This is a genomic window from Microbacterium sp. NPDC089695 (assembly GCF_044749085.1).
Classification (GTDB): Bacteria; Actinomycetota; Actinomycetes; order Actinomycetales; family Microbacteriaceae; genus Microbacterium.
In genome coordinates this window covers 2112692-2125719 of record NZ_JBIVHG010000001.1, presented here as the reverse complement: position 1 = coordinate 2125719, position 13028 = coordinate 2112692, and the positions used below count along the sequence as shown (strand labels likewise).

Annotated in this window: 14 protein-coding genes; 8 read left to right on the top strand and 6 right to left on the bottom strand. The window is 71.1% G+C overall.

The window, feature by feature from the left end; translation table 11 throughout:
* Positions 1–167: 167 nt before the first annotated feature.
* Positions 168–1685: a DEAD/DEAH box helicase gene (locus ACIPYT_RS10240; RefSeq protein ID WP_401073290.1), complete on the top strand. Its 1518-nt coding sequence runs from the start codon at positions 168–170 to the stop codon at positions 1683–1685.
* On the opposite strand, the gene ACIPYT_RS10235 is transcribed toward ACIPYT_RS10240, so the two are convergent.
* Positions 1595–2614 (bottom strand): DUF817 domain-containing protein, encoded by a 1020-nt coding sequence (locus tag ACIPYT_RS10235; protein ID WP_401073287.1) that lies wholly within the window; start codon positions 2612–2614, stop codon positions 1595–1597. The two genes, ACIPYT_RS10240 and ACIPYT_RS10235, sit on opposite strands and share 91 nt — an antisense overlap.
* 68 nt (positions 2615–2682) lie before the next feature.
* A complete protein-coding gene (locus ACIPYT_RS10230; protein WP_401073284.1) occupies positions 2683–3558 on the bottom strand; it encodes a PHP domain-containing protein in 876 nt (291 codons plus the stop codon).
* Between the two features lie 81 nt (positions 3559–3639).
* On the opposite strand from ACIPYT_RS10230, the gene ACIPYT_RS10225 reads away from it, so the two are divergent.
* From ACIPYT_RS10225 to ACIPYT_RS10215, 3 genes are read left to right on the top strand one after another with little or no spacing between them, the layout of a single operon-like run.
* The gene (locus ACIPYT_RS10225) at positions 3640–4659 is read left to right on the top strand and encodes an endonuclease/exonuclease/phosphatase family protein (RefSeq protein ID WP_401073282.1); all 1020 of its coding nucleotides are present in this window, start codon (positions 3640–3642) and stop codon (positions 4657–4659) included.
* A 47-nt stretch (positions 4660–4706) separates the two neighbouring features.
* On the top strand, positions 4707–6140 hold the full coding sequence (locus tag ACIPYT_RS10220) for an aminopeptidase P family protein (RefSeq protein WP_401073279.1): 1434 nt from the start codon (positions 4707–4709) through the stop codon (positions 6138–6140).
* Positions 6141–6150: 10 nt separating this feature from the next.
* Positions 6151–7044 (top strand): phosphotransferase, encoded by an 894-nt coding sequence (locus ACIPYT_RS10215; protein ID WP_401073276.1) that lies wholly within the window; start codon positions 6151–6153, stop codon positions 7042–7044.
* Between the two features lie 4 nt (positions 7045–7048).
* On the opposite strand, the gene ACIPYT_RS10210 is transcribed toward ACIPYT_RS10215, so the two are convergent.
* The 3 genes from ACIPYT_RS10210 to ACIPYT_RS10200 are packed head-to-tail and all read right to left on the bottom strand — an operon-like array spanning position 7049 to position 9023.
* Positions 7049–7702, bottom strand: coding sequence for an alpha/beta family hydrolase (locus ACIPYT_RS10210; RefSeq protein WP_401073273.1), 654 nt, complete (start codon positions 7700–7702; stop codon positions 7049–7051).
* Complete coding sequence (locus ACIPYT_RS10205; protein ID WP_401073271.1) at positions 7702–8325, bottom strand: DUF4870 domain-containing protein; 624 nt, start codon at positions 8323–8325, stop codon at positions 7702–7704. Before ACIPYT_RS10205 ends, ACIPYT_RS10210 begins: the two co-directional genes overlap by 1 nt.
* Positions 8325–9023 (bottom strand): general stress protein, encoded by a 699-nt coding sequence (locus tag ACIPYT_RS10200; RefSeq protein ID WP_401073268.1) that lies wholly within the window; start codon positions 9021–9023, stop codon positions 8325–8327. Before ACIPYT_RS10200 ends, ACIPYT_RS10205 begins: the two co-directional genes overlap by 1 nt.
* A 99-nt stretch (positions 9024–9122) precedes the next feature.
* On the opposite strand from ACIPYT_RS10200, the gene ACIPYT_RS10195 reads away from it, so the two are divergent.
* Genes ACIPYT_RS10195 through ACIPYT_RS10180 form a run of 4 tightly spaced genes read left to right on the top strand, consistent with a single transcriptional unit; the run spans position 9123 to position 12558 of the window.
* Entirely contained in the window at positions 9123–10418 is a 1296-nt protein-coding gene (locus tag ACIPYT_RS10195; RefSeq protein ID WP_401073265.1) for a magnesium transporter MgtE N-terminal domain-containing protein, read from the top strand.
* The gene (locus ACIPYT_RS10190; RefSeq protein WP_401073262.1) at positions 10418–10957 is read left to right on the top strand and encodes a DUF1003 domain-containing protein; all 540 of its coding nucleotides are present in this window, start codon (positions 10418–10420) and stop codon (positions 10955–10957) included. The genes ACIPYT_RS10195 and ACIPYT_RS10190 overlap by 1 nt, the downstream gene beginning before the upstream one ends.
* Positions 10954–12072: an Mrp/NBP35 family ATP-binding protein gene (locus tag ACIPYT_RS10185; protein WP_401073259.1), complete on the top strand. Its 1119-nt coding sequence runs from the start codon at positions 10954–10956 to the stop codon at positions 12070–12072. Before ACIPYT_RS10190 ends, ACIPYT_RS10185 begins: the two co-directional genes overlap by 4 nt.
* Positions 12073–12081: 9 nt before the next feature.
* Positions 12082–12558: a YcxB family protein gene (locus tag ACIPYT_RS10180; protein WP_401073256.1), complete on the top strand. Its 477-nt coding sequence runs from the start codon at positions 12082–12084 to the stop codon at positions 12556–12558.
* Positions 12559–12602: 44 nt separating this feature from the next.
* Here ACIPYT_RS10180 and ACIPYT_RS10175 read toward each other — a convergent pair whose 3' ends face one another.
* Complete coding sequence (locus tag ACIPYT_RS10175; RefSeq protein WP_401073254.1) at positions 12603–12989, bottom strand: Sec-independent protein translocase TatB; 387 nt, start codon at positions 12987–12989, stop codon at positions 12603–12605.
* Between the last annotated feature and the right edge of the window lie 39 nt (positions 12990–13028).

The following is a 13028-nucleotide window of genomic DNA, read 5'->3' as shown; positions in this document are numbered from 1 at the left end:
GGCATCACAATACCCGGGCTGCGGCGCAGTTCCAGGCCGAACAGCGCCCTCGGGGTAGGCTGGTCGCGTCCCCGCCGTCGGAGCGGGGCCCGCGCCTGTGGCACAAGAGACGGCGTGGATCCGTGAACGTGGCGGCCCGCAGCGGTCGCCGGACAGGCATCTGAACATTGACATCCTTCGCTGATCTCGGAATCGATCAGGACATCGTCGACGCACTCGCCGCCAAGGGCATCGTCGACGCCTTCCCCATCCAGGAGCAGACCATCCCGCTCGGGCTCCCCGGACAGGACATCATCGGCCAGGCCAAGACCGGAACCGGTAAGACCTTCGGCTTCGGCATCCCGGTCGTGCAGCGTCTCGGCCAGAACCCGGAGCCGGGCGTCAAGGCGCTCATCGTCGTCCCGACCCGCGAGCTCGCGGTGCAGGTGTACGAGGACATCGACCTGCTCACGAGCAACCGCTCCACGAGCGTCGTCGCAATCTACGGCGGCAAGGCCTACGAGGGCCAGATCGATCAGCTCAGGGCCGGCGCTCAGATCGTGGTCGGCACCCCCGGTCGCCTGATCGACCTCGCGGGCCAGCGTCTGCTCGACCTGTCGAACGCGACCGAGGTCGTGCTCGACGAGGCCGACAAGATGCTCGACCTCGGCTTCCTCGCCGACATCGAGAAGATCTTCCAGAAGGTCCCGGCCGTGCGTCACACGCAGCTGTTCTCGGCCACGATGCCCGGTCCGATCGTCGCGCTCGCGCGGCGCTTCATGTCGAACCCGATCCACATCCGCGCGAACGACCCCGACGAGGGCCTGACCCAGGCCAACATCAAGCACCTGGTGTACCGGGCGCACTCGCTGGACAAGGACGAGGTCATCGCCCGCATCCTCCAGGCCGAGGGCCGCGGCAAGACCGTGATCTTCACGCGCACCAAGCGCGCGGCCCAGCGCCTGGTCGACGAGCTCGGCGACCGCGGCTTCAACGTGGGCGGCGTGCACGGCGACATGGGCCAGGACCAGCGCGAGCGGTCGATGGCCGCGTTCAAGGCGGGGAAGAAGGATGTGCTCGTCGCGACCGACGTCGCCGCGCGCGGCATCGACGTCGACGACGTGACGCACGTCATCAACCACACCATCCCGGACGAGGAGAAGACTTACCTGCACCGCGCCGGACGTACGGGACGTGCCGGCAAGACCGGCATCGCGGTGACCTTCGTCGACTGGGAGGACCTGCACAAGTGGGCCCTCATCAACCGCGCACTCGAGTTCGGTCAGCCGGAGCCGCTCGAGACCTACTCCTCGAGCCCGCACCTGTACACCGACCTCGACATCCCCGAGGGGACGAAGGGCCGCCTCGTGTCGGCCCCGAAGGCCGAGAAGCCGGCGCGCCAGCCGCGTCCGGAGCGCGCGGCCGACGCCGCGGCCGAGGGCACGTCGGAGGGCGGCACCCGCCGCCGTCGCCGTCGTCGCGGCGGTTCCTCGCAGGTCGGCTCGACCTTCGCCGATGGCACCTCTCCGCGCTCCGGCGACGAGGGTGGATCAGCGCCGACGGCCGACCGCAGCGCCGAGGGCGCCGGAACGCACGACGGCGCCGGCAAGGAGCATCACGACGGCAAGCCCGCGCCGTCCCGTCGTCGGCGTCGTCGCCGCGGGGGCTCGGGCGCGGCGGGCACGACTCCGGTCGCCGGAGCCTGAGCTCCCCGCGACCCGTCATCGGAGGGGGCGGATGCTGTGAGAGCGGCGTCCGCCCCCTCCGCCGTGTCCGGTGCGGCCACCGCGGTCGGAGGCCGTGGCGGGTACACCCAGGTCACCATCACGACCGAGATGATCATGAGCAGGAACCACGAGCTGAGCTTGCTCAGCGACACCGGCTGCCAGGACACCATCTGGTCGGGATACGCCCACGCCCCCGCCCAGGTGCCGATGTTCTCGGCGAGGTAGATGAAGACCGCGACGCCGGCGAACACCGCGAGCAACGGCAGACGGATCGTCCGACGCCAGACCCTGGCGTGCATGATCGTGGGCAGCCACAGGGCCACGACTCCCGCGAGCAGCAGCCATCGCGCATCCCACCACCAGTGATGCGTGAAGAAGTTCAGATAGATCGCCGCCGCGAGCACGGTCGTCGCCCAGCGCCACGGATAGCGGGTGAACCCGAGGTCGAACAGCCGATGCACGCGCACCATGTACGAGCCCACCGCCGCGTACATGAACCCGCTGAACAGCGGGACTCCCCCGATGCGCAGGATGCCGTCGGCGGCATACGCCCAGGAGCCGACGTCGGTCTTGAACAGCTCCATGGCGGTGCCGGTGAGGTGGAACAGCACGATGACCCAGAGCTCGCGACCGGACTCGAGGCGGAACACGAGCATGGCGACCTGGATGAGCACGGCGGTGATGGTCAGCGCGTCGTTGCGTGCGAGCACGGCGTCGTCGGGATACCAGAGCCGCGCGGCGACGATCGCGACGAGCAGGGCCGCGCCGAACACGCACGCCCATGCCTGTTTGAGAACGAACACCGAGAACTCGACCAGTGCGGCGCGTGCGCCCCGGCTCGGGGCGCCGAGGAGGATGCGGTGAGCGATCGCGTCGATGCGCTGCTCGAGGGATGTCGCTCTCTGCATGCCCGGAAGGCTATCGGCGCTCCTCGACAGTTCGCCGTGAGAGTCGCCCTGCCGGCGCGCCGCCGCGGTCAGGGGTAGCGCGGCTCGCTGCCGGTCGCGCGCCCGATGAGCCGCGCGACCATGTCGTCGGCCGTGGTGTTCTCCCCCGGTCGGTTCGGCTTCCCGTGTCCGTGGTAGTCGCTCGAACCCGTCACGATCAGGTCGTGCTCGGCAGCGATGCGCCGCAGGGTCGTCTTGCCCGACTCGGTGTTCTCGCGATGGTCGATCTCGAAGCCGCCGAGCCCCTCCGCGATCAGTCGCTCGATGAACGTGACCGGCATCATGCGGTCGCGACCGCTCGTCACGGGGTGCGCGATTATCGCCACTCCCCCGGCATCCGTGATCAGCCGCACCGCCGTGAGCGGATCGGGCGCGTAGTGCGGCTCGTAGTAGCCCTCTCGCGGGTGCAGGATGCCGTCGAAGGCCTCCGTACGGTCGCGGACGATGCCACGCGCCACGAGCGCGTCCGCGATGTGCGGGCGCCCGACCGTCGCATCCGGGGTCGTCTGGGCGAGCACGTCGTCCCAGTGCAGGTCGTAGTCGCGGCCGATGTTGCGGACGATGCGCTCGGCGCGGCCGATCCGGTCGCCGCGGATGCGCTCGGTCTCGGCGACCAGCCCCGGGTGCGTGGGATCGAACAGATAGCCGAGCACGTGCACGCTGCGCCATTCGTGCTTGGCCGACAGCTCCATACCGGGCAGGAACGTCATGCCGCGGCTCACCGCCTCGTCGCCTGCGGCATCCCACCCCGTCGTGCGGTCATGGTCGGTGAGGGCGAGTGTACGCACACCGTGGGCCTGCGCCTGTCGCACGACCTCGCGCGGCGATTCGGTGCCGTCGGAGTGGTTCGAGTGCAGGTGCAGGTCGGCGGGTCCCGCGAAGCGGTGCGAGTGGACGACGGCCATCCTCCGAGCGTACCGAGCGCGGGGCCCTGCGGACGCGCACGCGGCAGGGTCTTCACAGCGAGCGCTCCTAGGCTGGAGGGGATGCTGAGACTTCTGGGGATCCTGTTCACCGTGCTTCTCGCGATCGTCACGGCGATCGTGGTGTGGCCGCAGTTCTTCCACCTCGAGCAGACCTGGCCCTTCGCGCAGATCGTGGCCGCCCGCGGCCTCGTGCTCGGCGCCTTCGCCGTGATCGCGGTGGTGGCGCTGCTCCTCCTGATCGCTCGGCCGCTGCGCGGATTCGCGGCGTCGATCCTGATCGTCGCGCTGCTCGGCGCCGCGGCGACCGGCGCGGTCGGGGTGACCCGCGGCTTCGGCGCCACGCTGCCGGCCGCGACCGACACCAGCATCCGCGTCCTCACCTGGAACACCGCGGGCGACGCGGTCACCGCCGAGCAGATCGCCGCGCAGGTGCTCGACCGCGGCGCCGACATCGTCGCGCTGCCCGAGACCACCGAGGCCGTCGGCGAGCAGGTCGCCGTGATGCTGCGCGAGCAGGGACACCCGATGTGGGTTCATCACGTGCAGTTCCGACCCGATGTGGTCGACGGACCGAAGTCGTGGTTCACGACGGTGCTGGTCTCGCCCGAGCTCGGCGAGTACTCCGTGATCGAGTCGTCCGAGGACGGCTCGAGCAACACCGGCTCCGTGCCGAGCGCCGTGCTCATGCCGATCGACGGGTCGGGTCCCACGATCGTCGCCGTGCACGCCGTCGCCCCGCGCATGGAGGAGATGGAGCAGTGGCGCAGCGATCTGCGGTGGATCGCCGATCAGTGCCCCGAGGGCAGCTTCGTGATCGCGGGCGACTTCAACGCGACCGTCGACCACATGGCGGGCCTCGGCGTCGACGGCGGCGACATGGGGTACTGCCGCGATGTGGCGTCGCGCACCGGCAACGGCCTCAGCGGCACCTGGCCGAGTTCGCTGCCCGCGCTGCTCAGCGCGCCGATCGACCACGTCATGGCATCGCCGAACTGGACGCCGACCGGATCCGAGGTCATCGACGATGCGGGCGGCAGCGATCACCGCGCGCTGATCGTGCAGCTGGAGCCGGCCGGCTGACCCGCACCCGCATCCCGCTGCCCGGGCTCAGGTGAGACACTGGAGGGATGAGCACCGCAGAACGCGACACGATCGCCGAGACCCCCGTCGAGACCGCGGCCGAGAAGACCGCCGAGGCCGGGACCACGAACCGCAAACAGCCGTTCCCGCGTGGATTCCTCGACACGATCTCGACCGGATGGGCCGAGCGCCCGGAGACCCTCCCGACGGCGCGCCCGCAGGCCCCGTACGCCGCGATCCGTCGCGCGGCGGTCTCCGCGGCCTTCCCCGGGCAGCGCCTCGTGATCCCGGCCGGCTCGCTCAAGCAGCGCAGCAACGACACCGACTACCCGTTCCGCGCGCATTCGGCCTTCGCACACCTCACAGGGTGGGCCGCCGACTCGGAGCCCGACTCGATCCTGGTGTTCGAGCCGACCGCCGACGGTCACGACGTGACCCTCTACTTCCGTGAGCGCGCCGACCGCACCACCACCGAGTTCTACGCCGACGCGACCGTCGGCGAGTTCTGGATCGGCCCGCGCCCCTCGCTCGCGGGCGTCGCGGCCGACCTGGGCGTCGCGACAGCCCACCTCGACGACTTCGCGCCCGTGGACGGCGAGCTCGTGCTCGACGAGTCCGACGACCTCACGCGCGTCGTCTCCGAGCTGCGCCTCGTGAAGGACGAGTTCGAGATCGCCGAGATGCGCCGCGCGGTCGACATCACCGCACAGGGCTTCGACGACATCATCCGCGCTCTGCCCGACGCGGTGGCTCACGCCCGCGGCGAGCGCGTCGTGGAGGGCGTCTTCCACCGTCGTGCACGGGAGGACGGCAACGGCGAGGGCTACGACACGATCGCGGCCTCCGGACCGCACGCCTGCTACCTGCACTGGACGCGCAACGACGGCGCCGTCGCCGACGGCGACCTGATCCTGGTCGACGCGGGTGTCGAGGCCGACAGCCTGTACACGGCCGACATCACGCGCACCCTCCCGGTCTCGGGAACCTTCACCGAGGTGCAGCGCCGCGTGTACGAGACGGTGCGCGAGGCCGCCGACGCCGCGTTCGCCGCGGCACGCGTCGGCGTGCGCTTCCGCGAGGTGCACGAGGCGGCCATGAAGGTCATCGCCGCCCGCACGGCCGAGTGGGGTCTGCTGCCGGTGACGGCCGAGGAGGCGCTCGACGCGGATGCCGGCGGCCAGCACCGCCGCTACATGGTGCACGGCACGTCGCATCACCTGGGCATCGACGTGCACGACTGCGCGCAGGCGCGCCGGGAGATGTACTACGACGGCATCCTCGCTCCGGGAATGGTGTTCACGATCGAGCCGGGGCTGTACTTCCAGATCGACGACGTGACGGTGCCGGCCGAGTACCGCGGCATCGGCGTGCGCATCGAGGACGACATCCTCATGACCGAGGACGGCCCGGTCAACCTGTCGGCCGACATCCCCCGCACCGCGGACGAGATCGAGGCGTGGATCGCCCGGGTGCAGGACTGAGCACCCCCAGGTGCATGACGGCGAGCTCGGGATCTCCGACGAGGTCGCGGCGGGACTGATCTCGCGGCGCTTCCCCGAGCTCGCCGGCCGTCCGCTGCGGCGACTGCGCACCGCGGGGACGGTGAACACGATCATCCGGGTCGGCGACGCGCACGCGGCCCGGTTCCCACTGGTGGGCGAGTCGGAGGACCGGCTGCACGGCGAGGCCGCGGCGACGGCCGAGTTCGCCGCGGTCTCGCCGATCACCGCTCCGATCACGATCGGCGTGGCCCCGGCATCCGAGGAGTTCCCTTCGGCCTGGACCGTGCAGACGTGGGTCGCGGGCGACGTCGTCGCGCCGGATTCCCAGACGACGTCCGTCCGGTTCGCGCGAGATCTCGTCGACCTGATCTCGTCGGTGCGCACGGCCGACGTGCGGGGCCGCGTGTTCGACGGTCGCGGGCGCGGCGGGCGACTGCGCGACCACGACGAGTGGGTGGAGCACTGCCTCGCACAGAGCGCGCACCTGCTCGACGTCGAGCGCGCAGGGCGCCTGTGGCGCACGCTGCGCGACCTGCCGACGGCGGGGCCCGACGTGATGAGCCACCGCGACCTCACACCTTTCAATCTCCTCGCCTCCGGCGATCGACTGGCGGGTGTGCTCGACACGGGTGGCTTCGGTCCGGCGGATCCGGCGCTCGACCTCGTCGCCGCCTGGCACCTGTTCGACGAGGAGCGTCGCTCCATCGTGCGCGACGGCCTCGGGGCGGATGCCGTCACGTGGCGCCGCGGAGCCGCCTGGGCGCTGCAGCAGGCGATGGGCCTGGTCTGGTACTACGAGCAGACCAACCCCGCGATGAGCGAACTCGGCCTCTCGACCATGCGACGCCTCCTCGCGGACGAGGAGCTCTGCTCGCTCGACTGAACGGTCAGATCGCGGCGACGAACTCCGCGACGATCGCGGCGAGCGAGGCGCCGATCTCGTCGGCCGGGCGCTTGCGCCCCTTGACCTCGAACGTGTGCCCGCCGCCGTCGACCCACACCACGCGCGCGTCCCGGCACGTCGCGACGACGGCCTCGAACTGGTCGAGCGGCTGGATGAACGGGTCGTTCGATCCTTCGACGAAAAGCTGCGGCACGGAGATCGACGGCAGATGCTCGGCCCGAGGCTTCTCGGGACGCCCCGGCGGATGCAGCGGATAGCCGAGATACACGAGACCGTCGACCTCCAGGCCCTCCGCGACCGCCATCGACGCCATGCGTCCGCCGTAGGACTTGCCGGTCGCCCAGATCCGGGCGGACGGTGCCTGCGCGCGGGCGAACGCTGCCACGGCGCGCCAGGTGGCGACCGCGTGCGCGGCGGGTCCCGGCATCCGGCGTCCCTGCTCGACGTACGGGAAGTTGAAGCGCAGCGTCGAGAATCCGAGAGCACCGAGGGCGTCGGCGTACCCCGTCAGGAACGGGTGGTCCTTGCCGGTCCCGGCGCCGTGGGCGATCAGGACGACGTCATCGCGCGTGCCGTCCGTCCAGTCGACGGAGACGCTCGTCGCGCCGTTCGGCAGCTCGACCGAGATGCCGGTCATCAGCGACGCAGGTACGGGATCGCGAACGGGATGCGCATTACCTTGCCGGAGGATGCCCGGACCATGCCGACGATCACGAGCACGAGATGCAGCACGGAGAGTGCGAAGTAGATCGTGATCGCCGTCCCGAGCGGATAGAAGCCTCGCACGGGACCATCCGCCGACAGCGCGAAGAGCAGCACGAAGTGGCCGACCAGGAGCACGGTCGACAGCAGCAGGTAGGTGAGGCCCCAGTTCAGCGCAACACGCGCGTTCTCCGCCGCCACGCCGCCGAAACGACGGGATGCGCCACCGCTCACCGCCATCGCGATTCCGGATGCGAGCCCTCCGACGAAGGGGAACGGGATGAGGATCAGGAGTCCGAGCGCCCACGGCAGGAGCCCACGCGGCGCCGGGGTCGCGGGGTACATGCCCGCGGGGTACCCGGGAGCGGGCGACGGGTACCCGGGAGCCGGAGCGGCGTGCGATGGCTCCGGCGCCTGGTATCCGGGGGCCTGAGCAGGGAATCCGGGAGCGACGGAGGGCGTGGCCTGACCGGGAACGAGGGGAGGCGCCGGAGGCGCAGGAGGGGGCGGCGGCACCGGCTGCGTCGGATCCTGGCCGAACGGCGGATTCGTGCTCATCACGCACCCCCGGCGGGCTTCGGCGAACCGGCATCCGGTGCATCGTCTCCCGACTCAGGGGCGGCGACGGGGTCGGCGGGGCGCGGCGGGATCTCCGGATCGGGCGATGCAGGCGGCGCCTGGTCGGCGGGCGGAGCGGGCTGGGGGGCCTGTCCGTCGCCGCTCCCGGGCGTGATGCGCTCCCCGTACCGGGGCGGCTCGTCGAGGTTCACCGGCGGGCGCACCGTGGCCGGACGCACGGCGCCGAGCACCTGACGCGCCTTTGCGAGCGATGCCGCCTGCACGCGCACCTCGTAGTGGTCGGCCGCGAACTGCGTCACGCTCGCGAAGTCGCGCCGGCGGCGCACGATCGCATAGGTCACGAGGCTGAGGATCATGCCGATCGCGACGCCGATGAAGACGAAGCCGACGAAGAGCTGGATCGGAACCTCGGGGTTGCCCAGCACGAGGATCGCTCCGAGGAAGAGGCCGATGAGCACGCCGTTGATCGCCCCTGACCTCGCCGCTGCGGCGTAGCCGAGGCGGCCGGTCACACGCTCGACGGTGCGCACGCTCTGACCGACGATCGTGATGTCGCGAGCCGGGACCTCCTGCGCGATCAGCTTCGACACCGTCTTCTGCGCACCCTCGTAGTCGCGCGTCGAGGCGACGATCTCACCCTCGTCGCGATTGTCTGCAGGACGGTTCAGCATGCTCATCCCGCCATTGTTCCATGCCTCCCCCTGATCGGCCCGGGAGCCGCCGCATCGCGCGGCAGTGCCGCCGTCGGCGTCGGATCCGCGGACTACGCTGGACGGGTGAGCACACAACGGGTATTCGCCGCGCGCCTGGCAGGGTGCGCCGTCTTCGACCCCGTGGGCGACCGGCTCGGCAAGGTCCGTGACGTCGTCATCGTGTATCGAAGTACCGCCGCGCCACGCGTCATCGGGCTCGTGGTCGAGATCCCGGGTCGCCGGCAGGTGTTCCTGTCGATCGGGCGCGTGACGTCGATCCGCGCCGGCCAGGTGATCAGCACGGGCCTCATCAACGTGCGACGGTTCTCGCCGCGCGCGGGTGAGGTGCGCGTGCTCGCCGAACTCCTCGGCCGTCGTGTGACCCTCGTCGACGGCAGCGGCAGCGCCGTGATCGAAGACGTCGCGATCGAACCGAACCGGCTCGGCGAGTGGGCGATCAGTCAGCTCTTCCTGCGGCGCCCCAAGACGAGCGCGTCGCCGTTCGCGAAGGGCTCGACCACATTCGCGGCGTGGAGCGAGGTCGCCGAGCAGCGCGCCCCCGGTGAGGCCCAGTCGGCCGAGCAGCTCGTGGCCTCGTACTCCGAGCTGCATGCCGCCGACCTCGCGAACACGCTCCTCGATCTCCCGCAGCAGCGCATGATCGAGGTCGCGGAAGAACTCTCCGACGACCGGCTCGCGGACGCCCTCGAAGAGATGCCCGAAGACGAGCAGGTGCACATCCTCGACCGCCTCGGCGACGAGCGCGCCGCCGACATCCTCGATCAGATGGAGCCCGACGACGCGGCCGACCTGCTGGCCCAGCTCCCGCCGAACCGACTCGAGCAGCTCCTGGAGCTCATGGAGCCCGAAGAGGCGGAGGACGTGCGGATGCTGCTCCGCTACGGTCCTGACACGGCAGGCGGTCTCATGACGCCCGAGCCGATCATCCTCTCCGCCGACGCCACGGTGGCGGAGGCGCTGGCGCTCATCCGCCGGCACGAGCTGCACCCTGCCCTCGCGGCGGCCGTGTTCGTGACCCTGCCCCCGTTCGAGACCCCGACCGGACGGCTGCTGGGCATGGTGCACTTCCAGCGGATGCTGCGCTACCCGCCGCACGAGCGTCTCGGCGCCATCGTCGACGACAGCCTCGAACCGGTGCCTGTGACGGCGTCCGCCGCCGAGGTCGCACGCATGCTCGCGAGCTACGACCTGGTCTCGCTCCCCGTGATCGACACCGCGCACCGCCTGGTCGGCGCGATCAGCATCGACGACGTCCTCGACTACCTTCTCCCCGACGACTGGCGCACGCATGACGTCGACGAGCCCGTGCAGGGCGCGACCGCGCAGACGCGCACCACGCCGACGACGGAGGTGGGATGATGGCCCGCTCCCCTCGTCTCGATGCTCCTGGTCGCGGGTCGTCACGCCCCCGGGCGACCTCGCGCGACCGATTCGGCCGCTTCACCGAGTGGGTGGCCCGCGCCATGGGCACCCCGGCTTTCCTCGTCATCCTGAGCCTGTTCTGCATCCTGTGGATCGGATGGAACACGCTCATGCCGATCGGCCTGCGCTTCGACGACGCCGCGCTGGGCTTCACGGCCCTGACGCTCATGCTGTCGCTGCAGGCCTCGTACGCGGCTCCGCTGATCCTCCTCGCCCAGAACCGCCAGGACGACCGTGACCGGGTGCAGATCGAGCAGGACCGTCAGCGTGCGGAGCGCAACCTCGCCGACACCGAGTACCTCGCACGCGAGATCGTGGCACTGCGCATGTCGCTCGAGGAGCGCAACGCCCAGGTCGTGACGCGCGATGTGCTGCGTCAGGAGCTCAAGGCCCTTCTCGCGGAGCTCGGCGACCACGACGACCCCGCGGCACCGCTCGCCGACGACCGGCGGGCGAGCGGCCGCGCATCATCGTGAGCTCCGCCGACGCGGTGCGTGCGGCGGTCGCCGCGGTCTCGGACCCCGAGCTCCGACGGCCGATCGGCGACCTCGACATGGTGCGCGAGATCTCGGTCGACGGGAGCACGGCGCGCGTCGCGATCGTCCTCACGATCGTCGGATGCCCGGCTGCGCAGCGCATCGAGTCCGACGTGCGCGCCGCCGCGTCGTCTGTGACGGGCGTCGACGAGGTCGAGGTCGACGTTGGGGTCATGACGCCCGCTGAGCGCAAGGCGCTCACCGAGAAGCTCCGCGACGGACGCGCGCCCCGGCAGATGCCCTTCGGCCCCGACTCACTGACCCGCGTGATCCTCGTGTCGAGCGGCAAGGGCGGAGTCGGCAAGTCGACCGTCACCGCGAATCTCGCCGTCGCCCTCGCCGAGCAGGGGCTCGCGGTGGGGCTGGTCGACGCCGATGTGCACGGGTTCTCGATCCCTGGCCTGCTCGGCATCCCGGCGGGCACGCAGCCCACCCGCATCGACGACCTCATGCTCCCGCCCGTCGCGCACGGCGTGAAGACCATCTCGATCGGCATGTTCCTGCGCGACGGCGAGTCCGTCGTCGCGTGGCGAGGACCGATGCTGCACCGCACCGTGCAGCAGTTCCTCACCGATGTGTTCTTCGGTGACCTCGACGTGCTGCTGATCGACATGCCCCCGGGAACCGGCGACATCGCGATCTCGATCGGGCAGATCCTGCCGCACGCCGAGGTGCTGGTCGTGACGACCCCCCAGGCCGCGGCCTCGGACGTCGCGATCCGCAGCGGGCTCGTGGCGCGGCAGACCGGTCAGCACGTGATCGGCGTGGTCGAGAACATGGGACCGTTGACCCTCCCCGACGGCACGGTGGTCGACCTGTTCGGTTCGGGCGGGGGCGCCGCCGTCGCCGAGGCCCTGTCGGAGACCGAGGAGGTGCCGCTTCTCGCCAGCATCCCCCTCAGCCCCGGCCTCCGCGCCGGCGGCGACGCCGGAGCCCCCATCGTGCTGACCGAGCCGACGGATGCCGCGGCGTCCGCGATCCGCGGACTCGCGAGCTCGCTGTCGCGTCGCGCGCGCGGCCTGTCCGGGCGCCCGCTGCCGATGACGCTCTCCTGAGAGGACCCCGTGACCGTCACGATCGATGAGAGCCTGTTGCGCCGCATGGCGCGCGACGCCGCCGTCTACGGACTGACCCGTCCGGGCGCGATCGTGATGTGGATCGCCCTCGCGGCAGGTCTCGTCCTCAGTTTCATCACGCTCGGTTCAGGCACCGCCGACGACTCGGGCTCGGCCGGCTGGCTCCCCCTGGCGACCATCGGGCTGGCCGCCGTCGCCGTGTTCGCGACCGTGTCCGGCGCCCGTCGTGCCGTGCGCGCGGCGACCCCACCGGGCACCGTGGTGTGGGCGCGGCTCGAACCCGACACTCTGCAGATCGGCGCCGACCGCCGTGTGTCCCAGATCCGCTACCGCGAGTTCCAGGGCATCAGGGTCGGCCGCGACGCCGTGATCCTTCGCATCCGCGACAGCTCGGCGATCACAGTGGTCCCGCGCGTGCTGCTCACCGACGACGACATCGAGCGGCTGCGCCTCAGCGTCGCCTGATCCGCGCACTCCTCAGGCCGGGGCGCCGCCGCGACGGGACGGGCTCAGGTCGACTCCCGGTCGTACGGAGGCGGGGCGTCTCGCGAGAAGTCGGGCCGGACGACGCGGGAGTCCGGCTTCACGACCGTCGGCTCGGCGACCACCGGGGTCGGCGTGGCTCTGGCCGGAGTGTTGTCGTCTTCGAACAGGGCGTCGCGGATGATGCGGCGCGGGTCGTACTGCCGCGGATCGAGTCGTCGCCAGTCGACGTCGTCGATCTCGGGTCCCATCTCGTCGCGGACGCGCGATTTGGTGTCGCGGAGGAACTCCCCCGCGCGGCGCGCGAGCTTCGCGACGCTCTCGGCGTAGCGCGGCAGCCGCTCCGGTCCGACGAGCAGCACAGCGATCAGACCGATCAGCAGCAGCTTCTCGAAGGTGATCCCGAACTGCATCTCTCCAGGCTACCGCCGCGCCTGCCCGCCCGTCGCACA